Raw genomic sequence first — 25547 nt, forward strand, 5'->3', positions numbered from 1 at the left:
AACAAACGGCGGGCTTGCTGCCCGCAATATCGGGGACTCTTACCGAATCGTGCGATCTTGACAACGAATCGAGTTAATCCTAGAAACATTCACCCCTATATACCTGTTTTGCAGATATTCGTTAACCCGCGTCGTATTGAGACGAAGGAAATTGGTCGATGAGTGAAGAAGAACCGAAGAAGTCCAAGATCGAGCTGCTCAAGGAAGAGAGCATCGGGCTGCGTGGTTCGATTGTGGCCGAACTCGCCGACCCAACGACCGACCAAGTCGCCGACGGCACTACGAAGCTGCTGAAGTTTCATGGTACGTACCAGCAAGACGATCGTGATTTGCGAAAATCTCGACGTAAAGAAGGCCTTGGAAAAGCGTACTCGTTCATGGTCCGTAACCGCATTCCCGGTGGGAAAATCACGGCGGCTCAGATCCTCGGTGAACTGGACATCGCTGATGAACTCGGCAATGGCACAATGCGCATCACCACCCGCCAGAGCATCCAACTGCACGGCGTGGTCAAAGAAAACCTGTGGGGCGTGATCCACCGCATTAACGAAATCAAACTCTCCACCAAATCCGCTTGCGGTGACGTGACGCGGAACGTCTGCTGCTGCCCCGCGCCGCTGCGACAAAATGGCCTGCGCGATCAACTGCAAAAATTGGCGGATGAAATCGCCGTCCATGTGCAGCCCACCACTCAGGCCTACCATGAAATTTGGATCAAAGATCCTGAGACCGGTGAAAAGGAACAGGTCGTTGGACCGCCCGCCGAAGCGGAACCCGATCCGATTTACGGCAAGGCCTATTTGCCGCGGAAGTTCAAGATCGCGTTGGCGTTATGCGACGACAATTGCATCGACATCTACGATAACGATCTCGGATTGCTCGGAGTCACCGAAGGCGACGAACTGATCGGCTTCAATATTTTGGCCGGTGGCGGCATGGGCACCACGCCGAGCAAGAAAAACTGCTTTCCTGCGTTGGCGAAACGCCTGACGTTCGTGAAGACGGAGCATTTGCTGCCCATCATCACCGCGATCATTCTCGTCCAACGCGACTTCGGCAACCGCGCCGACCGCAGCCAAGCGAGAATGAAGTACCTGATCAACAATCTGGGGCTGCCTGCATTCCGGCAAAAGGTCGAAGAATATCTGTCGCAAGCTGAGGCCGTGTGTGGTGTCGCTGACGGCACCGTGCCACGACCATTGCCCGAACCGCATGCCGCGGACGTCAGTGGACACAACGACCACATGGGCTGGCACGAACAAGGCGACGGCAAGTGGTTCCTAGGCCTGCCGATCGAAAACGGACGTGTTAAAGATGAAGGCAAACTGCAATTGAAGTCCTGCTTCCGTGTGCTGTTCAACGGCCACGTCAGCAATGCTCGCCTGACCATGCAGCAAAACATCATTCTGTGCGATATCGAGCCCGAGAAACGCGGCGAGATCGAAAAGATTTTGGCCGATCACGGCGTCGTTCGAATTGAGCAGATCAGCAACGCGCGTCGGTTCGCATTCGCTTGCCCCGCCCTCCCCACATGCGGTTTGGCGGTCACCGAGAGCGAGCGTGCCCTGCCCGGCGTGATCGACGAAATCGAAGCCGAATTGAGCGATTTGGAACTGGCTGATGAACAGTTCACCATTCGCATGACCGGTTGTCCTAATGGCTGCGCTCGTCCCTACAACGCCGACATCGGCTTGGTTGGCCGCAGCGTCGATGGTAAATCGGGTGAAGGTCGCTACACCGTCTTCCTCGGCGGTAACTTACTGGGCAATCAGATGGCAGAGATCTACAAGGATCAAGTGCCACGCGGCGAACTCGTCGCCACTCTTCGGCCCGTATTCATCCACTTCAAAGAGAATCACCACCCCGGTGAGAGCTTTGGCGATTTCTGCCATCGCATTGGCGTTGAAGCATTGGGCAAGATGGCCGCAGCACTCGCCGAGTAATCGGCCTTGGATCGGACGGCCCTTCGGGGCCGATGATGATGAGAGATTCGCTGCCTAGCGACGGCGAATGGATACCCCGCGTAGCAACGTACGCCAGAACGTGGATGCCACCGCCCGGCGACGGTAGCGACATGCGATTTGACGCGGTTTATGGTCTCGCTGTCGCGTGCGAGTGAGTCGAGTCGTTGCGCCCACTGGGGGGCACGCTCAATGGACGGGTCAGCGTCTCGACCGGGTCGCCTCATTCCAAGTATTGAGGCAACTTTGCTCGCATTTCATTCCGCTGCACTTCCATATCGGGTACATCGCCACAGAGGTCGATGGCGTGCAGGCGGACGGCGGCAGCTTCGCGTGGATCGAGACGATCGGCAATCTTGCTCCAGCGACTGGCGAGCTTGGCACGAGCGTCCAACTCCGCAGTCACCGAAGTCGTGGCGAGTCCCTCGGACTGGATCAATTTCCATTCCGCTTTCGCAGCAGCCGCAACGGATGGGTTGCTCGTTTGCCCAAGCCAGGCAATACCATCATCCCAACGTCGTTGTTGGAGACAGTAAATGCTGGCCATCAACCCCGACGGCTGCTCGGCGGACGCCAAACGCGTCCAATCGGCCGCATTCGGCAGAGTGTCAATGGCCGCCAATAACGAGGTCGTTTCATCAATCGACTCTTTATCGCTACATATCCTCGCGAGCTGCTCGGTATCAATACGCAATACCGCGAGCAGATCGCTGCGATCGTTTGGTGAGAGTTGGTTGCTAATGACGATCCGGTCCAACAAGACATTGGCTTGGCGGAGCATCTGATCCAGATCGTTCGTCCGCACGACCCGCTTGCGAGCCGCCCGCCATGAAACGATTAACTGCTCGACTTCGCCATCATTCAGATTGGCCGTAATTTCCAGCTCACCAACGCTCGCATTGGCATAGCCACTGGAAACGGATGTCTCCGTTTCACGAAGTTGTGCAACGATTTTGGCGAAAGGGCGGACCAACCATGAGGCTTGCCGTATCAGGCGTTTTGCCGCCACGTTCTCGGCCGCCCCGGAACGCGAGAGGTCAGCGACCAAGTCCCAGGCAACGATCAAGTCAGCGGCCGCAGAGTCCGTAAACTGGGATGCCGCTGACTCCGTTTCCGACCACAGGGTGGCAACCGCTGCGGCGATCTCTGCCTCGTCCGGGGGCGGCAAGTCCTCGCTAGGTTTGACGTCGGGTTGATCACGATCGCTCGGAGCCGGTACATCGCTCGGAGCCGGTACATCCGCGATCGCCGGCGAGTTGGAAATGCTCGCAGGGGGAGGGTCGTTCGTCGGAGGAGAGGTACTCGGGGGCATCGGTGTTGAGCGGATGGGCATCGGGGGGACGGGATCCTCCATTTCCGACGAATCGATTTCCGGGATCTCAGCAACCTTCGCCAGTGCCGCCATCAACTCCTCCGTCGTCAGTTCGTGGGGGACGACCTCCGCCGCCGGGGACTGAGGAAGCATCCTTTCTCGAACGGCCTGATCCGGCAGGGGCGGTTCCGCTAAATCCTGCTTCGGCACCGTCATCTCGGGCGTGGGAGAGACGCCAGCGGCGGGCTGTACTACGCGAGGCAGGGAATCTCGAGCCGTGCTTCCAACCGCGGCCGGAGATTGGCGAGGCGCCCCCTTACCCGGAGCATGCGTGGCGACCACCTCATGTGATTCGCCGGGGATTTGGCGTGGCAAAGCCATACGATATACCGCGATCGCCGTTACGATAAAAACAGCGATTCCAGTAAGCGTGAGAATCAGCAGCGGTCCCCGAAACCATCGTGTCCAGCTCGCGGAATCCGGTTGAGACTGCAGTTCGGCGAGCACCTCAATGGCCTCTTCCCGATGATTTGACCTGAACTGCCGGCGACGCCTCGACTTTCTCATCGGTTTCTTAGGCGTCAGACGAAACTGCTGCTGCACAGCCCGGACGGAATTGCCCGCAGGCTCACCTGCAGCGAGCCCGATAACGTGCCCAAACAGCCGGACACCATTGTGTTGATCGTCGCGAACCGATGGCTGAAGGGATGCCGGCGTCCCATCGATGCAGGAAGCCGACTGCAACGCCATCGGCAGCAGCCGTCCAACGCGAACCTGTTGAAAATAGCTCCCGCGGAAGCGAGGATTGATCAACCGATACGTCGACAGCACGATCTGAGTCAGCTGATGCTCTTGCGATTCGGAGGGCGCAACCAATTGGCTCGACGCGATCGCGTCGGCACTACGAAGAGCGGCGCTGCGAATAACCGGTAACCGCCACTCGAGATTGCGGACGCCAATGGTCGCAAAATCCGCCTCGCTGGCACCGGTACTATCGGTACCCACCGAGCTATCGGTACGCATCGACTCCGCCGCGTCGTCGAGCGAATCCTCATCGAGTGTATCGCCCCGCAGATCCAGCTCGAACTCGCGGATCAACTCATCGACTGAAACCGCGTCTTCGCCGCGATCCGTATTCGTACTGACTCCGCCGCTGTGGTCGTGTTCCCTACCTAGCAGCGCGCGATTGAACGGCGGAACGCGATTGAGCGGATCCATCGGCGACGAGCTGTTGGTGGAAACGGGTTCAGAAATTGTGGTCAATCCATTGTGCCCTATTGTACGCTCCCCACACGGGCGGGGGTCGTAATTTTTCTTGTCTCTCCATTGGCCGGTTTCCGCCGCCCTCAGGGCGCAACCGCCCGCCAAACATGATGGCACCCGCATAGCCGATTTCCAGTCGCTAATCCAGCTCAGACCGGCCCAAATCGATTCGCGGCAAGATTCGGCCCCGCTGAATGATTGCAGTGGCGGACGGCAGTGAATCCACTCAATCCGAAAGAACCCGCAAATTCAGGTCAAGTCCCCTAATCGTTAAAGTCGATAGTTCAGGTGCAGGACGGACTGGCGATGGATCGCCGGGCCTTGTTACACACAACTGCGTCGACAAGTTTCTAGCCGAAAGATTGAACTGCCGTGATACCGCCTTGCTCTCGATTGAAGAAACACAGTTTTGTACGCGAAATGGAAATCGACCGTGTGTCAGGATTGGGAAAAGCGAAGTCAGTCTCGATTCCACTGGCCCAAATCACCCGGCTGTTGATCGACGCCAGCGAGTCCAACTGCTCGTGGCTTCGGGATTTTGCCGATGACTGCGTGAAAATTGACTCGGATTTATACGAAGTCTTGCTGGCTTATCAGTCGCACCGCGGCTTGTCCCGCTAGCGAGTGGGCGGCGGAGTGTTCCGCCGCGATGGTTCTCAGTGTGCTCAGCCCCTCTCATAGGAAAAACGTCATGCGCTCGATCGCAGTTATCAACCAAAAAGGCGGCGTCGGGAAAACGACCAGCAGCGTGAACCTGGCCGCCGCTCTCGCCCGTACCGGACGCCGCGTGTGCGTGATGGATCTGGATCCGCAGGCGCACGCGTCTTTGCACTTAGGCATCACCGCCATCGATGGCGAGGCGACGATGTACGAAGTCCTCTGCGGCGAAGCGACGCTCGCTGATGCTCGCCAGCAAGTTGACGAAAACTTGTTTGTCGTGCCTTCGAACCTCGACCTTGCCGCCGCTGAAATGGAACTGGCCTGCGAAGTCGGTCGCGAAATGATCTTGAGCGATAAACTCGCTGAAGATAACGAGGATTTCGACTACTTGATCCTCGATTGCCCGCCCAGCCTCGGCGTTCTGACCATCAATGCGTTGGTGGCCGTCTCGGAAGTTTTCCTGCCTCTGCAGCCGCACTTTCTCGCGTTGCATGGACTCAGTAAACTCCTGCGGACGATCGAGGTGGTCTCCCGGCGCATGAACAGCCGACTGCGTCTGTCCGGTGTGGTGCTATGCATGTACGACTCGAACACCCGTCTGGCGGCCGAAGTCAGCACGGACATCGACGAGTTCTTCACGGCGTCGAAGGACTCACGCGAGTTCTTTCGCGAAGCCAAATTCTTCGATACTCGAATTCGCCGCAATATCCGTCTCGCCGAAGCCCCCAGTTTCGGCAAGTCGATCTTCGACTACTCCCGCGAGAGCAATGGGGCGGTTGACTATCAATCGCTAGCCGACGAAGTGATCGCTCAAGAAACGAGCCGATCCCAGACCATCGCCACTCCCATCGCTGCATAACGTGTCCATTCGACGGGGCGATCGTCCCGTGCGAATCGGATCGGTTCGCTCGAAGTCCATCACAACCTCTTTCTAGGATGCTGCGTTCCCTCGCGGTTCACGACACGGCCAGGATCCGGCCCGGAAATTGCAGGAAAATTCTTTCGCTCCTTTGTGAGACTGGAATCAGGCTGCTCGATGGCTCCGTGAAGTCATCGCGAAGTCAGAAATCAAACCGACTTGACGCGCCGACAGGGCGGTCAAGGTCCGTTGAAACTCTACCGCGCGATGGCGGGCCGCTGGCACGATGGCCATGCAGCAGCTCTCTGTCGATCAGTCAAGTGCACCTGACGATTCTGGATCAGGTAGGATAGCAGCACAAACACCTGTCGATTTGCTTTCCTGGGTTGGCATACCAGGAACAATAAGTGACGGATTTACCGTAGTGGATCTTGTTAAAGATCCTGTTCTGGATGGATCTTTAACAAGATCCACTACGCCAGTTATTGATCCCGCGTTGCTTAGAGGTGCTGCGGGCGGTGGGTGAAGCGGTGAATGTTTGGAACCGAATATTTGCCTGACGACCGGACGACCACTTTCAACGGAGAATCTGCATGTTGACTCATGGACCTTTTGCCCAGAATCGCGGGGTGTCACGCCGCGATGCATTGCTCAGCGGGCTCGCCACGGCCACTTTTGCGGGCGGTGCCGCCACGGCAATCGGCTCGGACTCCGATTCTGATGGCGGGTCTCACGGCAACTCAGGTCCTGATGACCGCCGCGAATCGCCGACGAAGTATTCGTTTCGAAAATCGATCAATTTGTGGGCGTTCCCCTATCCCGACCGCATGACGCTACGCGAGTGCATGGAGTTAGCCAAGCGGGCGGGCTTCGACGGCATCGAACTCAACTACGATCTTGAGAACGATCTTTCACCGAAGGCATCGACCAAGCAACTCGCGGCGATCCGACATATGGCCGACGATATCGGTATCGAAATCAGTGGCTTGTGTAGTTTCCTGTTCTGGCCATATCCACTTTCCAGTAACGATCCTGCAAAGCGAGATCGCGGCATCGAGTTGGCCGGATTGATGGCCGAAGCGGCCCATCAGATGGGCGTGGAGAATCTGCTTGTCGTTCCAGGGGCCGTTCACATCCCGTGGCGTGACGATCATGAACCGGTTGCGAATGATGTCTGTTTGAGACGGGCGAAGGACGCGGTCGGGAAACTGGTACGTCAAGCCGAATCGTCGGGGGTCTCACTGAACATGGAGAACATCTTCTTCAATGGGTTCCTGATGACGCCGATGGAAATGAACGAGTTCGTCGATAGCTTCGGCAGCGAAGCCATCCAGGTGCACTACGATACCGGCAACATCTCGATGTTCCAGTTTGCTGAACACTGGGTCCCTATTCTCGGCGACCGAATCCAAAATGTTCACTTCAAAGAATTCTCTAAGAACGGCACCGACTATTCACTTGAGACCTTTCGCCCACTGCTCGATGGCACGACGAACTGGCCCGCCGTGATGGACGAACTCGAAAAGATTAACTACCAAGGCTATGTGACGTTCGAGTACTTCCATCCCTATCCGCACTACCCGGAAGCACTGATCTATCAGACATCCGACTCACTCGATCGAATGCTCGGGCGGCTGCCAGCATGATCATGGACAGTTCACTCGGGGAATCAGGAATGAGTTACCCAGATCGACTTCGCTCCCGTTCACGGCGCTGTTGCTACGCGATGACGTCGTGGATGACGTGACCAAAGTCCTTTTCGAGGCGCTGGCGCCCCGGGACAACCAACTCGTGCGGATTCAATCCGAGTTGGTGCAACACCGTCGCGTGAATATCGGTCACATAATGGCGATCCTCAACGGCATGAAATCCGAGTTCGTCAGTGGCGCCGTGTGTGATGCCACCTTTGATACCGCCGCCGGCCATCCAAACTGAAAATCCATAGGGATGGTGGTCACGACCGTCGGAACTCTGAGCCCCCGGAGTTCGGCCGAACTCCGTCGCCCAAACCACCAACGTCTCATCGAGCAGCCCACGTTGTTTCAGGTCCTTCAGTAGTGCGCCGATGGGTTGATCGGTTTGCTTGCACAGCTTGCCATGGCCGGCCTTCAAACCTTTGTGGCTATCCCATTGACCAGCCCCACCGTTGCTACCGTGATAGACCTGCACGAAGCGAACACCACTTTCCACTAAACGGCGGGCGGTCAGCATCTGTCGCCCAAATACTTTTGTTTCCGGCTGATCGAGACCGTACTGTTGGTGGGTTCGCGCCGACTCATCTTCCAGTCGCACAACCTCGGGAACCGCCGTTTGCATCCGGAACGCCAACTCATAGGATCGAATACGGGCGCGCAACTCGTCATCCTTGGGAAATTCTTCTGATGACAACCGGTTGAGCTGGCGGAGCAACTCAAATTGCCCCGCTTGCTCTTCGCGATACACGCCCTGTGGCGGCGCGGCATATGGTAACGGGGTGTCCGAATCAATGCTCAGTGGAACGCCATCGTACTGGGGCCCCAAGTAGTTCGCGCGATGACATTCTCGGCCACCGCAACAGTCGGCTACCGGAGTTCCCATCACGACAAATTGGGGCAAGTTGTCGTTCAATGACCCCAAACCATAGGTTGCCCACGAACCAATGGTTGGAAAGAATCCGTCGACGCGGTGTCGACCGGTGTGAAATTGTAATTGGGCGCCATGGTTGCTGTCCTCGGTCCACATCGATCGAACCACGCACAAATCATCCGCACAGGTGCTCAGGTGAGGAAACCAGTCACTGATCTCGATCCCACTTTCTCCCCGTGGACCGAAGCCAACTTGCAAGGGATAAATTTCGTTGCGAATAAAACCATTATTGGGATCGAAAGCCACCACCCGTTCGTTCGCCAAAAAGGGTGACTCCAGGACGCTGGCGTATGGTGTCTCCGTGATCGTTTTCCCAGCCAACTGGTTCAACCTCGGCTTCGGATCGAACGTCTCCATGTGGCTCGCACCGCCGATCATGAACAGCCAGATAACGCTTTTGGCCTTCGGTGCGATCGTGCTCAAACCGGTGCTAGCGAGCGAATCGCCTTGCAGAAGACTCGAAAGGGCGATACTCCCCAATCCCGAGCCGAAGTCTCGCAGAAATCCGCGCCGGTTTGGCTCGGCGAAAAAATCACTTCCAGCGTTTCGCAAATTCATAGTCATCGCAGCGTCACAAAATCGTTATGGTTAATCAGCACGTGGATTAAATTTTCACGCGCACGTCCACTCGCATCCGATGCTGGTGGTACCGTTGTTTGGGCGGTCCCCTCGGCGAGCGAGAGATGTTGCGGATCGGACAGCAATTTGGTTTGCTGCTCTAGGAACTTCTCACACGTGGAAATCTCACGCGCTGTCGCCTGACGGCCCAAAATGACGACGTAGGCGCGTCTGACGAACGAGGAATCATCGCGGTTGTCGGCGTTCAGCCGTGCCGTCGCTAACCTTGCCTGATCGATCGCGAGAGTGCTATTGGCCAGCGCGAGGGCCTGCTGCGGAACGATGCTTTCCGATCGCCGATAGCAGTCCGTTGGATTGGCCGCATCGAACACAACCAGCAGCGGCATTTGTTTTTCGTACGCGTGACGAAAGTACAGGCTCCGCCTTAGCGTCGTTTCACCATTGCGGAAATCAATGTCCGCCCCGCCCATCGTTCGATCGAGCGTTCCTGCAACGGCAAGTAAACTGTCCCGCACTTGCTCCGCATTCAATCGGCGAACGTTCGCACGCCAACCATAGAGGTTGTCTGGATCGATCGCGGTATTCTTGGCAAATTCTTGTTCAGCGCCTGGCGTGGCCGATGTTGCGATTCGATACGTGCGTGAATTCAGGATCAGTCGATGGATGTGCTTCATGCTCCAATTGTTTTCCATGAGCTCGACCGCCAGCCAATCCAATAACTTCTGATGCACCGGCCGGGGTGCTCGCAGTCCAAAATCGTCGACGCTTTGAACCAGCGGCTCACCAAAGTAGTGCATCCAAATATGATTGATCGCAACCCGAGCCGTCAGCGGATTGTCACGGTGCGTGAGCCAGTCCGCCAACGCCGTTCGTCGCCCACTGCTCGTCTCCGGATAGCGAATCCCCACGGGCGTGAACTTGCCGTCTACGGCGATAAGGTTCACGGATGCGTCGACCAGTTTCTGCTCCGATTCAGCACGCTTCGATTCGGCTGCCTCGATGGCCGATTGCTTTTTCTTCTCATCGGATTGCGTTGAACGCTTTGCATCTGAAACGGCGACTCGTTGCTTCAACACATCCAACAGGGCCTGTTGAAAATGGAGTGCACGTTCCGCTTGGGCCGCTTCGACCGCAAGATCGGCAGCATCCACTGCTGCGTTGAGTTGACCTTTGGTTGCGCGCCAGCGTTTCCTCAACGACTCGATATTTGCCGTGGCCACGGCGACGTGTTGGCGAGCAATCCCCGCTCGCCCTTCCCCGGTGCCCTCGTCGTCCTGGTCTGCGGCAAGCCTATTTTCGGCCGCCCGTAACATGCCGGTCGCCTCGGCGAGTTCCTCTGTTTCGATGTAGTCCCGTAGAAAAGGGTGCGATGCCACAGCGGAAAGCTCAATCGCATGCGTTTCGAAAGGAACGTGAATGATCTCCGGGACGGACGGACTCAGGGGATGATCCTTATCTGGATTCTTCTCATTGCCACTGACATACAGGTAGGTCGGGATATCCAGATCTGCGTCATAGGCGCGCGGCAGCCCCTGTTTTTTCGTATCGGACTGGCCGGGCAAACGCTCTGTCCGCACTCGATGAGGTTCGAAGATGGCGCGAAACCCGTAGTATTCCCGCTGAGAGATCGGATCGTATTTGTGGTCGTGACAGCGGGCGCAAGCGATGGTCATCCCCAGAAATGCTTTCGCAGTGTGCTCGACGGTGGCATCCAACCAAATATCGCGATTGCTTTTGTGGAAGTTGCGGACCAGGAAACCGGTCGCGCGGAGCACATCCAAATCACCGGGCGAGGTCTCGTCACCCGCCAGCATCTCGCGGGTCATCGCGTCGTAACCTTTGTCGGCGTTGAGCGATTCAACGATCCAGTCGCGCCAATGCCAGATGTGACGCTGGCTGCCACGCAGTTCATCCTTGTAACCATCCCAATCACTGTATCGCCAAACATCCATCCAATGACGTGCCCATGTTTCGCCGAACGCTGGATCGTTCAACAAACGATCGACTCGCCGCCGCCAGGCATCGTCAGATGTGTCGGCAAGAAAGGATTCCTGATCATCGAGCGTGGGCGGCAAACCGATCACGTCAAAATGAAGTCGGCGCAGGGCTGCTGCTGGATCGGCAGGTTCCATCGGTACCAATGCGACTTCCCGCCACTTCTCGAACATCATTGAATCGATCGGATTGGCCAACCACGATTCGGGGCCGTTCACTGGCAACTCGGCTTTGACGGGCGGGCGATATGCCCAATGTTCTGACGGCGAGTCCATGATGACTTCATCAGGCGGGCTGGGAGCTCCTCGCTCGATCCATTCGTAGATTTGTTGAACCTGTTGTTTCGTCAGCGGAGTCCCCTGGCCTTCGGGTGGCATTCGCTCGTCCATCTCCGTCGCCGTGACTCGTCGGATCAGCAGACTTGCCGCAGGGTCTGCGAAATCCAGTACGTCGTCCTGGCCATCCTCGCCACGAATGAGTGACCCCGCGTCCAATCGGAGCCCGGCTTCCTGTTGCAGCACCCCATGACAGGCACCACATTTCTCTTCGAAAAGGGGTTTGATGTCGGCTTCATAGTCTACTTCCGCTCTGAGCGGGGACATGAGAGACAGGCACGCGGCAAGCGCAAAGATAGTTCGCGGCATCGGTAGGACAGCTGTTTCGCGGAAGGTAGGAACTGCCCAGCATAGCAGGTTCGCCCGCACCGTATCTCACTTTGCTGAAGCGGCGAACTCCCAGAACTCCAATCGCTTCACCGCTCTGAGCTCACCGTCGGTGCCGTCTCATCACAGTTCGATGCGCCAAAAATGCGTAAGCTCGCGTTCTTGCCCTTGACCATTTGGCGAGGCAATTCAATAAACTGCTGCGGGGTTGAGAGCGCATCGTGAGTCGCTCCGGTGACCAACAAGTCATGCCCGATACGCTTCGTCAATGCTTCCACCCGAGCGGCGACATTCACCGTATCGCCCATGGCTGTGTATTCTTGGCGTTCGGGCGCACCGATGCTGCCGACCATCGCGATGCCTGTATTGATGCCAACTCCGATCTTCATCTCGAGCCAACCGACGCTGGCAAAATCACTCTTCATGGCGGCGATACGCGTCAGAAGTTCACGGCCCGCCGTGACAGCGGCATCGGAATGCCGATCATTGATTGACGGATCACCACCGATGCCAAAGATGGCCATGAACCCATCGCCGAGGAACTTGTTGACCATCCCACCGTTTCTCTCCACAATTGTCACCGCCTCGCCAAACATTAGATTCAATCCGGCAATCACATCATCGACGGGCGCATCGGCTGATTGAGCCGTGAAGTTCCGCACGTCAACGAACATCACCGAGATCTGTTTCTTGGTCCCCCCCAGGGTCCCCGACGCATTACTCATGTCCAGATCATCTTGCGCTGCCAAAATTTGCTTGACGGCCTCACGCCCAACGTGCCGACCAAACGTTGCTTGCAAACGCTCACGTTCGGCGAGCCCAGCGATCATGGAATTGAACTGGTTAATCAACATCCCGAACTCGTCGGCCCGGAGCGTCTTGATTCTCGCGGTAAAGTCGCCGCTGGCAACCGCCACCGCAGCAGCTTTCAATTCCAATACCGGGGATGCGACCAGTCGCCCCAGCAACCACGACGTTGCCATACCAAAACTCACCGCTACCACGGCGACCACGATGGCAAAGGTGGGCGCCGATTTTGTCGCGTCCGGCACTAAAATCAATAAAACAAGCGACAGCACCGGGCTCACCACCGCCGCAGCCGACCACATCAATCCGCGTTGAGAAATCGTCATCGGCGCGGTGCCCGCGATGTTTGCTGGCGTTCCGGTCTGAAAGAAGACAGGAAAGAGAGTTTGTTGAATCACGAGCTCGACGGCGAAGAAACTGTGCGTGACTGCGATCATCGATGCGATCAAGAATGACGTTGTCAAATGAACGATGACATTGCTCGACAGTGGTTCGTCCAGACTCGCCAGTGCGAGGGGGAAGACAGGAATGCATGTCAACCATCCCGCCGAAGCGACGGCCAAAAACCACCACGGTAGATTCACCACCTTTCGCTGCGACATCGCCAAAACATCATCGCTCACCGTCCGTCCGTTGATCAGGTCACGATGGATCGGCCGCAACTGAAAAATGGGAATCAGGAACAAAAGCACCGCGAAGGGATAGACAAACATGTTAAACCACTGCCAACACGACGCGAATCGCGCCATCTGTTGATCGGATAGCAACGGTTCGATCTGCCAGAAGTTGTATAAGATATTGAATACACTGCCGACCAAATTCGCGACGACTGGGGACAGAACAACAAAGATCAAGCCGTGACGTTGAAAGAACGTCCAGTCGCGTCTGGATATCGAATCCGACGACATGGTTGAACCAGCGTGGAGAGTTGGGTCAATGACATCGGTAGGCAAAGCACTATTCCAGTTAACGACTAGCTTCTGTCTGGCGTTAGAATCGATTCGAGCCTAGCAGGCTGCTGATGGAGTCGAAGTTCGAGCGGCCATCGTCAGCCGAATGCCGTCAGGCATCGAGTATCCCGAGTATCCCGCCCGCTCACGCGACTCGCCGCATGAAATCAACACGCCGCGAAGCAAAAGAGGCTTCCGGCCTGCCCTGCCCCAATGGATGGACGAATAGCCTCTCGGAGCATTTGGGGGGTAGTATAGCTGCTTCGATCGAAACGAGTCGACCTGCAAAGATCGACTGCCGTGGGTTTCGTCGCAGTGCTGTGAGCGGTGGCCGATGAAGTGACCGAAGAACCGGCCGAGGACGCGGCCGAAGAAGCGGCTTGCCTGTTGGGGACGATGGTCCCAACGGGCGCCGGTTGTCGACACAGACGGGACGTCGATGTGTCGGGGGCGCATAAAAAAACGGAGTGAGTCTCTCTTTCGAAGAAACTCAGCCCCGATTTAGCGTATCGACGTTTTGATCACTCTGGGGTCGATTCCCCCCGCCCGAATCCCCCACACCGGCTGCTCGTTATTCGAAATGTTATCCGAACAGACGCGGTGTATGGGACTCGTTATGGGGAAGCGATACTCAGCGTGGAAAGCGTCCTTGTAAACTTCGCTTACTACTCAATCCATCAGGATGGGTGACTAGCATCCGCAAGCTGGTGCTACGTCGCAGCAAGGCTCAGCAACTTCGCAGCCGCAGTTGCGGCTTTGGAACAGTTTGTTCAACAGGCCCTTCAGGCACGATTGACGAGGAGCACAGCAAGGGGCTGGGCTGCAGCAATCGGAAGCCGATCCGCAAGTATCGCAACCGTTGTCGCAAGGGCTAGCTGCACTGCAGCAAGGCTCTGGGCAGCAAACAGTAACGGGAACTTGACGGCAGACGACGCGAGGAACGCACTTGGTTACGGTGTAAGGTTCGCAAACTTTGCGGCACTTAGCAACACGAATCGTTTCTTGGTAGCATTCTTTGCGGCATACCGTGTGGCACACAGTCTTGGTGCGGCATTCGGGAACCATCTTGCAAACTTTGTACGTGCAAACCTTCGTGCGGCATTCTGGGACCATCTTGCAAACGGTGTAGTTGCAGGTCTTTTGACGGTTTTCGCAAACCATCTTGCACACGGTGTAGTTGCAGGTCTTCGTTCGGCACTCTTGAACCATCTTGCAAGTCGTGTACTTGCAGATCTTTTGACGGTTTTCGCAAACCATCTTGCAAACTTTGTATTCGCAGGTCTTGGTGCGGCACTCTGGGACCATTTTGCAAACGGTGTAGTTGCAGGTCTTTGTGCGGCATTCTGGGACCATCTTGCAAACTTTATATTCGCAAACCTTGGTTCGGCACTCAGGCACACGTCGGCACACAGTGTAAGGAATTTCGCGGGTGCGGCATTCTTTTACGTACTTGGTGCAGGTGATTTCACGTTCTTCACAGGTAGGAACCCAGACTTTCTTGCAGATTGTCTTGGGGCAACCTTGAACACATTCCACGCGGCAGGCGCCGGGGCAATATGTCGTGCGGCAGGTGCAAGGATCGAAGTGGCACGTGCCGGGCTCACGCACGACGCGGCGAATCATCGGTCCTGGAACCGTTTCAGTGATCGTGTCCCAGTGGCCACCCTTGACCTGAATGGTCTTGGTGTACTGCTGGGGAACGGTGACGGTGTAGTTCTCAGTGCGAACTTTGTTTTCACGCACGGTGTTGTAAACCGTGTAGTTGATGTTGCGTGTACGAGTTTCGTAAACGGGCTTCATCACCGTGTAGTTGGTCGTCTTTGTACGAGTTTCGTACACAGGCTTGTTAACGGTGTAGTTGATCGTCCGTGTACGAGTTTCGTAAACAGGCTTCTTGACCGTATAGTTGATCACACGTTCGTGTTGTTCGTAAACCGGCTTGCTAACGGTGTAGTTGATCGTCTTTTGACGAGTTTCGTACACAGGTTTCTTGACGGTGTAGTTGATCACTCGTGTGCGAGTCTCATACACAGGCTTGTTGACTGTGTAGTTGATCGTCTTTTCACGGGTTTCGTACGTTGGCACCATGACGGTGTACTGCACTTCTTTTTGGACCGTTTCCGGCACCATGCGAGTGCGATTGACGACTTGGTCAACGTAGTACGTTTCGTTACGTGTGCGATGGCGAGTCTCTTGGACTTGCTCCATCACTGTTTCACGAACGGTTCGCATCACGGTGTATGACCCACTGGCCGCACCTTCGCTAACGATCGCACCTGGAGCGGCGTCCGCAATGGAGCCCTCGACAACAACCGAATCGCCTTCGACAACACCGCCGTCGGCTACAACAGATCCGCCGCCACAGCTGCTACAGCCCTGGTAACTGATCGTGCTACAATAAGCAGCATGAGCAGCATTGGCACCCGACACAACTGCGATCAACGCAAGTGCGGGTAGTAACCACAATCTTTTCATAACACTTTCCTCTCAAGTAACGACGCATCGCAGCGCCGTAAGACTTAGCTTTCCACTGGCAGCCGGAACCCCCCGGCATCGCCCATCAACATCACAAGTCATTCTCACCAACCCAATCCATGTGGAGCGAAAACGGTAGTTACCGCGTTGCGTCCCCGATATCTCTCTTGTCCGCTTGGTGCCCGTCGGCCACACTGAAGCCCTACGGTCGCTGACAAGATTGGGAGGGTCGAGTTGCAATCATTCGCCGCTAACAAGTGCACAAGGTGTGCGGGCTAGTGAAAGTGATTCCGATGCACAAACTACATCGTCTGCGGATGAATCATGGAACAAAGAAAGATGCCTGACCAGGTAAAATATGGCGTCTGGGCTGTGCAAACGTGCCGTCCGTTCCGGATTTACCGATTGTCCTTATTTTGCACACCTCCTCACCTGAGCCACGTTTCATGAAGCCACCAAACTCGCTTGGGCCAACCGATGGAGAGCGTTCCCATGAGATTGTTCGCACGGATTTGTCGACTCCCGCGGTGGGGCGGCTAAGTCTGTACTACCGCGAGCTCCATCGTCTGCTCGACGCTGGCGAAACATCGACGAACAGTCGTGACCTGGCGGCGATGGTGAACGTCTCGGCCGCCGTCGTCCGGCGCGATCTCAGCTCGATCGGATCGATCGGCAGACGCGGGGTCGGCTACGATGTCGCCTCGCTGGCCAATCACATCGGTGTCGTCCTGGGCAGCGGTGTGCGCTGGAAGGCCGTCATGATCGGCGTCGGCTTCCTCGGCAATGCATTGCTCCGCTACCGAGGGTTTGAACGCCTCGGATTTTCGCTCGCCGCTGCGTTCGATACCGATCCGACCAAAATCGGCGGCGTCGTTGGGAATACAAAGATTTTGCCCATGGACCAACTCGAACCGGTACTGCGGGAACTGAAACCCGAACTGGCGATTCTCGCCGTGCCAAGCGAACAAGCAATGGATGTCGCCTCTCAAGTCGTGGCACTCGGAATCCAAGGTATCCTGAACTTCGCTCCCACCACGCTGCGCGTCTCGTCGGCCGTGGCGGTCATCAATGTGGACCTGGCGAGCGAACTGCAGCAACTCGCTTTTCGCATTCAAAACGCCTGAGCAACTTTCAACGCCGCTTTCAACTCTCCCGACGTAGAATCTGTGGGCCTATTGTCCGAAGGGATCGCTACTTGCTGTTTTGACCGGTTGTGTCCTCCCCAGCGGTCCTTCGAACAAGAAGATCGTGTCGATGCCCGGCAATTGTGGTCGAACGCTCCGCGCTCGACCATTCCGACCGCGGAGCGTTCGGCCACTTATTTTCCGCTCGTTCCTAAAAAAATGGTTACGGCGTGGCTCGGCGGAGGCGTTGCCACCCATTTTGACGCTGGTTTTTGCGTGCAAGGGATGGGTACCCCCTTGCCACGTCTCCACTCGAAAGTCACAGGATCCCTAGTTCAGCCGAATCACAATTCCCTTGGTATCTACGGATTTGGTTGCCTTCTTGGCGGCCGATTTTTTCTTGACAACCTTTCGCTTGTTCACGCTGCGACTAATATCAATTCGTATTTTTGTCGACTTTTTCTTCGTCGGCTTCGATACCCGCTGCTCGACCGGCTCGATCTTCGCGGTTGCCTTGACAGACTGTTTACGTTTGGTTGCCTTCTTCTTTACCACTTTCACTTTCGGCTTCTTCCCAACGTCCGTTTTTTTCGTCGCTGCCTTTTTCACTGCCTTCTTTTTTACTGCCTTCTTTTTCACTGTTTTACGCGACTTTTTCGCCGCAATCGGCGTTTGTGTCACTGGCGCCATCTCGATTCCAAATATCGCACCAAGATCTTCACCGGCAAGTTCAGAGTCACTCTCCAAGCCCATCGCGGATGTGGCGTTCTCCGCTGCCATGGCCTGTGAGATCAGGTCCTTTTGATCCACTCCGCGCAGCAAAAACAGCAGCTCGGGAGCCGCGTCGAGCCGATTGCCAACCCCGTAGAGCGTGGCCGCGAGATGTTTGCAGAGTGATACACCATCGGGACAATTGCATCTCATCTTGATCTCATTGCCCGCTGGAAACATCCCGTTTTCCGGGTCGGTCATGCGGCGGATCACGTCGTCGCCCAGCTTGCCACGCATGAGGTCAATCAGGGAATGAATCGAGGTGCTGCAATCACGACAAATCGCCCTCCACTGAGCATCCGCCAAGGGCGTGATTTCAATCGTGATATCATACAATGATGAACCACAAACCATCGAAGTGATCTTACCGCGAGTAACCCGCAGGTCGGCAATCGATCCATTGCGTGCGTAGGTGCGCCCGCGAGGTAGGCGATTGGCGTAGTCACTATATTTTTCGAGATGCGTGCACCATTTTTGACCCCAGAACGTCGTCGCGATCCTGTTCCCTGCGATCGTGACGGGCTGCAGGCTCTCACCCTTCTTCATCCGTTTGGAAGCTTGCTGCTTACCTCGAGCCTTACGTTGGGCGACGGGAACATAGGGGGCAAATCCGCCATACCATGACATGTGAGCATTTCCTGGAAAACAAGTGAGCAACGGTGCAACAATCAGGTGCGTTTGATGCACGACCGCTTAGGTGCCACCATCACCGGACGGAGGAATCCACAACATGGCGAGCATCGCTACTCCACTGCCTTGTTGAGATCGAGCGACACGAAATCGAGAAGTTGAGCGTCGTTCATTTCGGTCAACTGCAATTCGTCATTGCCGTCGGCACCGAACAATTCCCGACTGAGTGCTTTCTTGTCACGGATCATATCATCTATCTTCTCTTCGAGCGAACCGCGACACACAAATTTGTGCACCAGAACGTTGCGTTTCTGGCCAATTCGAAATGCTCGATCGGTCGCTTGATCTTCGACGGCAGGGTTCCACCATCGATCAAAATGGACAACATGGGAGGCGGCCGTGAGGTTCAGCCCGGTGCCACCGGCTTTCACCGAGATCACGAAGAACGGCGGGCCCGTTTCGGCTTGGAATTCGTTCACCAATTGGCTGCGTTTCTTGGTCGCGGTTTTTCCCGTGAGTACCAAGCCCTCGGTTTCGAAGACACTCGAGAGAAATTCGGCCAGCGGCCCACACATCGACTGAAATTGCGTGAACACCAGCATTTTCTCTTGCTTTTCGATCAATGTCTCGGCGATCGTACGCAACTGTGCAAACTTGCCCGATGCCTCGGGTGAAAAGGTCGACTGTTTCAGGTGCAGTGCCGGGTGATTGCAAATCTGTTTGAGCTGCATCAGCGCGCCGAGCACCATCCCGCGACGCTGGATTCCCGTGGCAATCTCGAGAGATTCTTTGAGGTCGGCGGTAACCGCCTTGTACAACGTTGTCTGCACGCGAGTCAGCCCACAATCAACCCGCATCTCAGTTTTCTGCGGCAAATCAGGCACAATGAGCGGGTCCGTCTTCATCCGCCGCAGCACGTAAGGCCGGATCAGTTTGCGAATACTGGCGAGCCGCTCCGAGCGACTCTCCTCATCTTTCGTATTCACAAAACGCTTGAATGCGGTGGCCGTGCCGAGCAGTCCGGGGGCACAGAAATCGAATAGCGACCACAGATCACCGAGATGATTTTCAACCGGCGTACCGGACAACAGGATGCGTCCACGAGCTGGGATCTTCTTGATTGCTTTTGTTTGTGCTGCACCGGAGTTCTTGATCGCTTGGGCCTCGTCCAAGATGACGAGATTCCAATCCATTTCGGTCAGCCACTTTTGGCGGCGCGCCAGCCCGTAGGTGGTTGCGACGACATCGTAGGGAGCGAGTTCCTCGTGGGGATCGGCTGCGATTCGCTTGAGCGCATCGGCATCGAGGCTGCTGCGATGGGCGACGAGCATATTGAGATCGGGCGCAAACCGAGCGACCTCACGCTGCCAATTCCCGAGCAAGGACGTGGGCAGTATCAACAGGCTGGGCCGGCTCGGCTGGGGCTCCCGAGCAACTTTCGCGGCATTCTTGGTGCTGCTCTTCCGCTTCCCCTTCGCGGCGCCCGTGGCGGCGCCCGTGGCGGCGCCAGGGACGCCGCCCGTGGCTTCGGTATCGTCTGGATATTTAAGATGCAACAAAAGCGAAATGATTTGAATCGTTTTGCCGAGTCCCATGTCATCGGCGAGACAAACGCCGAGCCCCAACTGTGTCGCGAAATATAGCCACGCGACACCATCAGACTGGTAAGGACGCAGTGTCGCGTGCAGACGCGGGTTCTCAGCGATCTCGACTTTGCCACTCGGACTGCGGAGTTTCCCCAGCGTTTCGCGGAGCCAATCACCGGCCTCAATTCGCGTCCAGGGTTGCACCAGTTCGTCCACGTCGTCACCGGTAATCGCCGCACCGGCGAGCAGTCTCATGCCTTCTAGGAAACCAATCCCCGTGGCGTGCGCGTCACGAAGTTCCTCCCACTGCTGAAGGGCCGATTGCAAGTGATCCGCATCGACTTGCACCCATTTTCCTCGCAGCAGAGTCATGCCCTCACGGGCGGCCAACAATTGGGCGAGCTCGTCATCATCGAGGGGCTGCCCGTCGATCGTGATGCCAACGTCCAGGTCGAGCGACTCACTGCCGAAACGGGATTGCTGCTTCGACCCCACTCGCACGGCCACCTGCGGTCGCGGCGGTCGGGAGGCGTTCCACCAATCGGGAATACGCACGACAACGCCGGATTCTTCGAGCTGCGGGACACTCGAGAAAAACTCGAACGCTTGCGAAATGCCCCAGGCCTGGGGTGAAAACAAGGCCTTGGAGTCAAGCAGTTTGGCGATCGCCGGACACGCTTGGGCCGCCCGCGAGACCGGTGTGAGCAGGGCATCGAGTTGCTCCGAATTGCCACTGGCGATCGACGCTTTGAGCGCTTCGGAGAGTGGGGTATGACGCGGCACGTCGCCACTCGCTTCGCTGCTTGTGTACGTCGCGAGAAAAGCGAACGGACGCTCAGGATTTTTTTTATTCTCGGCCAAATGAAAAGTGACGCGCCCGAGCAGATTCCATTCGGGTCGCAAGGCACGCAAGAACGAAGCCAACCCCCCTTTGCGTTTTTGGGCTGCAGTTGCCGCGTATTCGTCGAGAGTTTGCCAGAGTTCACCGACAACGTCCGGCGTGGCATTCTCCAAACCGACCATCGGTGGTGCCGCAGCCAAGATCTCCTCGATCGTGGCCGCGTCGGGAGGTTCAGGAGCACGCCAGGCACCGCCACCGGCCGAATTGCTTCGCCGCAGCGCCGTAAAATATCGGTTTGCGAATGCTCGCCAAAACTGTAGCGACGCCGGCAACGCTCCGTCGGCCGAGCACGAGACCAAAAAAACCAATCCCGCCGCTGTGGAATCGGCAAACGCCTTGACCAGCTTGGCGGGCAATACCGCCGCGGCCCCGAAGGCGACATCCTCATCTGTCCCGGCGATCAATCGAAGATGCCCGGACGGCGTGACGGCAATTCGGTAGGCGGGTGTCATAGTTTTCTGCTAATAAACGGAGGACAAACTCGTTGTCACTCGTATGGCGGATCGGTTTCGCCTCATTTCTAGTCTTTTCCATTTCTGAGTTGAACCACCATGGTGGCAAAAGCGGTATCCGATGACCCCCGCGAGGTTTGCGGTGCAAGCGAAGCAGAGGATGCGAGCGAGGTCATTGCGCGGGCCGTTGACGAGCACCAGCAGAGTTTGCTGGCGTATGCGGCTGGATTGCTGCGTGACCCGGTAGCGGCCCAAGACGCGGTGCAGGAGACGTTCTTGCAGTTGTGTCGAAAAACGCGTCAGGTCGCCGGTAGCGACGGCCCACCGACGCTGGCCGAGTTTGCCGCCCGCCTGGCACCGTGGTTGTTCACCGTCTGCCGAACGCGAGTGATTGACATGCAACGCAAAAAGACGCCTCAAAGTTTCGCCATGCGGCGTGACTCCGACCTGTCGGGCGACAATGCCCCCGAAGCCGCGGTGATGGATCCTGGCCCGACACCCGCGGACGCTGCCCAGGCGAGTGAAGAGCACCGCCGTGTGGCGGACTCGCTCTGCGATCTGACGCCGAAACAGCGTGAGATCCTGCAGCTACGCATGCAAGCTGGCTTGAGTTACCGCGAGATCGCGGCCGTCACAGGCCTAACGACATCCAACGTTGGCTTCCATCTACATCAAGCCGTCGCGTCGCTGCGAAAACAGCTCGCGACAGTCTAGTCGCTGGCCTCGATCGACACGTGGCGCGATGTCACAACAAAATAAAAACAATCATCTTAATAGGTTCACACACATGTCCACGACCAATAATCCATGGGACGATCCGCGCATCACGGCTTACGTGATGAACGAACTGTCGCCCACTGAAACGGCTGAATTTGAAGCCGCGATGCAGGGGCACCCCGAGCTCGCCAAGGCGGTTGATGAGGCCCGCCGCGTCGCTGAGAAACTCTCTGTTTTCTACGCCGCGATGCCAGCGGCGACGCTTGATGCGGAACGCCGCGAACAAATCACCGGAGCCGCAATCTCCCAGCCGGCTCGATCCTACACAGACGCAGGCTACTCAGGTCGAATGATCGCGATGTGGGCGATCGCAGCGTCCATTTTGATTCTCGCTGTCGCCCTCCCCTTGTCGCGAATGTCGACGATCCGCACCGCGGGCCATTCGGATGCGGAAAGCACGTCGTCCCAAGTTCGTATCGCCACCGAGCCTCAATTGGACAGGGTCAAGCCCAGCGAGACGGAAGCGGATGTCAGCGCACGTTCCAGCTCAATGCTCGAGGTCGTGGAGAGTCCCGAACCCGCGGAAGTTCGGATGTCGCTATCGGCCACCAACGAGAACTCTCAACTTGCCGAGGCCCCCCCCATGCTGAAATCCGCGCGAGCCCGGGTCATGTCATCTCCGCCGCCGAGTGCTCCGTTTCACGCTCCCGCTCCGGTCGCTAAAAAGAATAGGGAAATGGCGGGCAGAGGAGCCACCATGAAGACGATGCCGACAGAGATGGACTCCGGCGTGGACGGCATGGCAGAGCAGATGGATACCTTGGACGCAGGTGCCATGATGGGCCGAAACGCCATCCCCGCAGAAACTTATCACCGCAATCCAAAAACGGAGACTGCGGCGGAGATGAGAGCGAAGCCATCGGACCAGGGCACCGGCCCAGGCGCTCCCGGCGACAACTTCTCGCCGCTCGGTGAAAATGAGTTCCGCCGAGTATCCGAGCATCCGCTGAGCACCTTCTCGATTGATGTCGATACGGCGAGCTACGCGAAGGTCCGCAGCTATCTGCACAGCGATCAGCTGCCACGGCCGGCCTCGGTACGGATTGAGGAAATGGTCAACTACTTCGACTACGACTACACCGGTCCGACCGCGATCGATGGCGAATCGACCGATCCATTTTCGGCCGCGATGACAACGACGATCTGCCCCTGGAATCCAGAACATCGGCTGGTGCGAGTGGGTCTGCAAGCCAAACGGCTCACCGAGCAAGAACGCCCCCAGTGCAATCTCGTGTTCTTGATCGATACGAGTGGCTCGATGAGCCAGCCCAACAAATTGCCGCTCGTGACCGAAGGACTGAAGATTCTCCTCGACGAACTGCGTGATGACGACCGAGTCGCCATTGTGGTTTATGCGGGCTCGGCTGGCTTGGTCCTCGATTCGACTCCCGTCGAAGAACGGCAACGAATCGCTCGCGCGTTAACAGAACTACGAGCGGGGGGCAGCACGAACGGTGGTGCGGGGCTGCAACTCGCCTACAGCACCGCTCGAGAGCACTTCATCCAAGACGGCGTCAACCGCGTGATTCTGTGCAGTGATGGTGACTTCAACGTCGGCATCACGGGCACCGACGCGCTCGTAGCGGAGACACGGGCGCAAGCGAAGTCCGGCGTCGATTTGACCGTGCTCGGTTTCGGCATGGGGAACCATAACGATGCCATGCTGGAAAAGACCTCCAACGATGCCGAAGGCAACTATGCCTTCGTCGATACGATCGCCGAAGCCCGCAAGGTGCTCGTCGATCAGTTGTCGGGAACGCTCGTGACGGTGGCCAAGGACGTGAAGATTCAAATTGAGTTCAATCCCGCCGTCGTGTCAGCCTACCGATTGATCGGCTACGAAAACCGATTGCTTGCCACGGAAGATTTTAACGATGATAGGAAAGACGCTGGTGAAATTGGTGCGGGGCACCAGGTGACAGCGTTGTACGAAGTTGTTCCGGTGGGCGCGAAAATCGATGCGATCGCGCCGCCAGTCGACCCGTTAAAGTATCAGCCTGAACCGGTGGAAGAAGCAATATCCACCCCGACTGACGACGACGTTGCCACGTCGACATCATCGGAAATGCTGACGTTGAAGCTGCGTTACAAACAGCCACAGGGGACGAAAAGCAAGCTGATGACGCGAGTGCTCGATGATTCGCATACCCCGTTCGATCAAGCGGATGGCGACTTCCGATTCGCCGCATCGGTTGCCGCCTTTGGGATGCTACTTCGTGACAGTGCACTCGCTGGCAACTGGACGTACGACCAGGTGCGGCGGGTGGCAGAGCGTTCCATCGGATCGGACCCGCATGGCCTGCGGTCTGAGTTCGTCGGCTTGGTCAAAACCGCCGAGACGCTCGCCGTAGGGGAGTCCGCACGATAGCTCGCAACGTCTTACTTCACTGAAGTACCGAAAAATAACCGAAACGCGGCAAGCGATCTTCGTTGCATGAATGATGGCTGGATAACATAATTCTCGAATCTCTGTTCTTAAAGTATTCAAGTCAATCGTGTTAAACCGCCCATTCTACTACGACCATCATATTGTCGCGAGACACACCTCAGGGATATCACACCCCCCATCGGCTTGGGTTATCGGTTGGATCGTCGCAGGGAAGCGCAAGCGATCGGCGACGTGCCCGCTTTGACATCGCCCACACCACGCAGGGACGGCTCGTCACATCCGCTGGCAGACCGCCGACCGTTTCGGCAGCCCGGCAGCGTCGCCAAAGCTGCCGCTACGCGGCTTGACTGCAAACCAACCATCGCCAGACGAAGAAATCCTCGTGCTGGCGAACGTAGATACTCGGCTGATTCACGCGATCTTCTTTGCAGGCCGTTGATTGAGTCGAATTTCGACCGGCAATGATGAGCCGAATGCCGTCAGGCATCGGATAGCACAAGCCACCCGGCCGCTGACGCGCCTCGGCTCATGAAATCAACACGCCGTTAGGGAGCAGCGACGGTCTGGCGAGGTGCCGATTCCGTGGCGGTGACCGTCGCTTCAGAATCGATATCTTTCTTCAGCTCAGGATGTTCCTCGAGATATTGGGTAACTTCATCTTCGTTGGCGACTGGGCCGCCGCTATCTCCGCAACCGCATAACACAACACAAAGAGTTAGGGCTGCAAAACAAGAGAACGGGCGTAGGATGGATTTCATAAATTCAATCA

The 25547-nt window shown here is 56.9% G+C and carries 15 protein-coding genes; 7 read left to right on the top strand and 8 right to left on the bottom strand.

Annotated elements, in window-relative coordinates:
- Window positions 1–158: 158 nt before the first annotated feature.
- Complete coding sequence (locus SH410x_RS15925; RefSeq protein WP_473668771.1) at window positions 159–1943, top strand: NADPH-dependent assimilatory sulfite reductase hemoprotein subunit; 1785 nt, start codon at window positions 159–161, stop codon at window positions 1941–1943.
- 241 nt (window positions 1944–2184) lie between these two features.
- Here SH410x_RS15925 and SH410x_RS15930 read toward each other — a convergent pair whose 3' ends face one another.
- A complete protein-coding gene (locus SH410x_RS15930; protein ID WP_473668773.1) occupies window positions 2185–4536 on the bottom strand; it encodes a hypothetical protein in 2352 nt (783 codons plus the stop codon).
- 372 nt (window positions 4537–4908) lie between these two features.
- Between SH410x_RS15930 and SH410x_RS15935 the strand changes: the two genes are divergently transcribed.
- From SH410x_RS15935 to SH410x_RS15945, 3 genes are all read left to right on the top strand, one after another.
- A complete protein-coding gene (locus SH410x_RS15935) occupies window positions 4909–5157 on the top strand; it encodes a hypothetical protein (RefSeq protein ID WP_473668775.1) in 249 nt (82 codons plus the stop codon).
- Window positions 5158–5227: 70 nt separating this feature from the next.
- Entirely contained in the window at window positions 5228–6055 is an 828-nt protein-coding gene (locus tag SH410x_RS15940; protein ID WP_473668777.1) for a ParA family protein, read from the top strand.
- A 593-nt stretch (window positions 6056–6648) separates the two neighbouring features.
- Window positions 6649–7701, top strand: coding sequence for a sugar phosphate isomerase/epimerase family protein (locus SH410x_RS15945; RefSeq protein WP_473668779.1), 1053 nt, complete (start codon window positions 6649–6651; stop codon window positions 7699–7701).
- A gap of 73 nt (window positions 7702–7774) precedes the next feature.
- On the opposite strand, the gene SH410x_RS15950 is transcribed toward SH410x_RS15945, so the two are convergent.
- The 4 genes from SH410x_RS15950 to SH410x_RS15965 form a co-directional block, all read right to left on the bottom strand.
- A complete protein-coding gene (locus tag SH410x_RS15950; protein WP_473668781.1) occupies window positions 7775–9244 on the bottom strand; it encodes a DUF1501 domain-containing protein in 1470 nt (489 codons plus the stop codon).
- Window positions 9241–11856 (bottom strand): PSD1 and planctomycete cytochrome C domain-containing protein, encoded by a 2616-nt coding sequence (locus tag SH410x_RS15955; protein ID WP_473668783.1) that lies wholly within the window; start codon window positions 11854–11856, stop codon window positions 9241–9243. Before SH410x_RS15955 ends, SH410x_RS15950 begins: the two co-directional genes overlap by 4 nt.
- Window positions 11857–12005: 149 nt before the next feature.
- On the bottom strand, window positions 12006–13631 hold the full coding sequence (locus tag SH410x_RS15960; RefSeq protein ID WP_473668785.1) for an adenylate/guanylate cyclase domain-containing protein: 1626 nt from the start codon (window positions 13629–13631) through the stop codon (window positions 12006–12008).
- 732 nt (window positions 13632–14363) lie between these two features.
- A complete protein-coding gene (locus tag SH410x_RS15965) occupies window positions 14364–16148 on the bottom strand; it encodes a hypothetical protein (protein WP_473668787.1) in 1785 nt (594 codons plus the stop codon).
- 446 nt (window positions 16149–16594) lie between these two features.
- Here SH410x_RS15965 and SH410x_RS15970 point away from each other — a divergent pair, with 446 nt between their 5' ends.
- Window positions 16595–17272, top strand: coding sequence for a redox-sensing transcriptional repressor Rex (locus tag SH410x_RS15970; protein ID WP_473668789.1), 678 nt, complete (start codon window positions 16595–16597; stop codon window positions 17270–17272).
- Between the two features lie 330 nt (window positions 17273–17602).
- On the opposite strand, the gene SH410x_RS15975 is transcribed toward SH410x_RS15970, so the two are convergent.
- Entirely contained in the window at window positions 17603–18670 is a 1068-nt protein-coding gene (locus SH410x_RS15975) for an SWIM zinc finger family protein (RefSeq protein ID WP_473668791.1), read from the bottom strand.
- Between the two features lie 116 nt (window positions 18671–18786).
- Entirely contained in the window at window positions 18787–21612 is a 2826-nt protein-coding gene (locus SH410x_RS15980) for a DEAD/DEAH box helicase (RefSeq protein WP_473668793.1), read from the bottom strand.
- 99 nt (window positions 21613–21711) lie between these two features.
- On the opposite strand from SH410x_RS15980, the gene SH410x_RS15985 reads away from it, so the two are divergent.
- Both SH410x_RS15985 and SH410x_RS15990 read left to right on the top strand, forming a co-directional pair.
- Complete coding sequence (locus tag SH410x_RS15985; protein ID WP_473668795.1) at window positions 21712–22326, top strand: RNA polymerase sigma factor; 615 nt, start codon at window positions 21712–21714, stop codon at window positions 22324–22326.
- Between the two features lie 73 nt (window positions 22327–22399).
- Window positions 22400–24757 carry a YfbK domain-containing protein gene (locus SH410x_RS15990; RefSeq protein WP_473668797.1) on the top strand — a complete coding sequence of 786 codons (2358 nt, stop codon included), beginning with the start codon at window positions 22400–22402 and terminating at the stop codon, window positions 24755–24757.
- A gap of 566 nt (window positions 24758–25323) precedes the next feature.
- Here SH410x_RS15990 and SH410x_RS15995 read toward each other — a convergent pair.
- The gene (locus SH410x_RS15995; RefSeq protein ID WP_473668799.1) at window positions 25324–25536 is read right to left on the bottom strand and encodes a hypothetical protein; all 213 of its coding nucleotides are present in this window, start codon (window positions 25534–25536) and stop codon (window positions 25324–25326) included.
- Between the last annotated feature and the right edge of the window lie 11 nt (window positions 25537–25547).

It is taken from the genome of Rhodopirellula sp. SH410, assembly GCF_055811895.1.

Coding starts and splice junctions, on each gene's coding strand:
- SH410x_RS15925 (WP_473668771.1), top strand. CDS start 159: ATGAGTGAAGAAGAACCGAAGAAGTCCAAGATCGAGCTGCTCAAGGAA.
- SH410x_RS15940 (WP_473668777.1), top strand. CDS start 5,228: ATGCGCTCGATCGCAGTTATCAACCAAAAAGGCGGCGTCGGGAAAACG.
- SH410x_RS15945 (WP_473668779.1), top strand. CDS start 6,649: ATGTTGACTCATGGACCTTTTGCCCAGAATCGCGGGGTGTCACGCCGC.
- SH410x_RS15950 (WP_473668781.1), bottom strand. CDS start 9,244: ATGACTATGAATTTGCGAAACGCTGGAAGTGATTTTTTCGCCGAGCCA.
- SH410x_RS15955 (WP_473668783.1), bottom strand. CDS start 11,856: ATGTCCCCGCTCAGAGCGGAAGTAGACTATGAAGCCGACATCAAACCC.
- SH410x_RS15960 (WP_473668785.1), bottom strand. CDS start 13,631: ATGTCGTCGGATTCGATATCCAGACGCGACTGGACGTTCTTTCAACGT.
- SH410x_RS15965 (WP_473668787.1), bottom strand. CDS start 16,148: ATGAAAAGATTGTGGTTACTACCCGCACTTGCGTTGATCGCAGTTGTG.
- SH410x_RS15970 (WP_473668789.1), top strand. CDS start 16,595: ATGAAGCCACCAAACTCGCTTGGGCCAACCGATGGAGAGCGTTCCCAT.
- SH410x_RS15975 (WP_473668791.1), bottom strand. CDS start 18,670: ATGTCATGGTATGGCGGATTTGCCCCCTATGTTCCCGTCGCCCAACGT.
- SH410x_RS15980 (WP_473668793.1), bottom strand. CDS start 21,612: ATGACACCCGCCTACCGAATTGCCGTCACGCCGTCCGGGCATCTTCGA.
- SH410x_RS15985 (WP_473668795.1), top strand. CDS start 21,712: ATGGTGGCAAAAGCGGTATCCGATGACCCCCGCGAGGTTTGCGGTGCA.
- SH410x_RS15990 (WP_473668797.1), top strand. CDS start 22,400: ATGTCCACGACCAATAATCCATGGGACGATCCGCGCATCACGGCTTAC.
- SH410x_RS15995 (WP_473668799.1), bottom strand. CDS start 25,536: ATGAAATCCATCCTACGCCCGTTCTCTTGTTTTGCAGCCCTAACTCTT.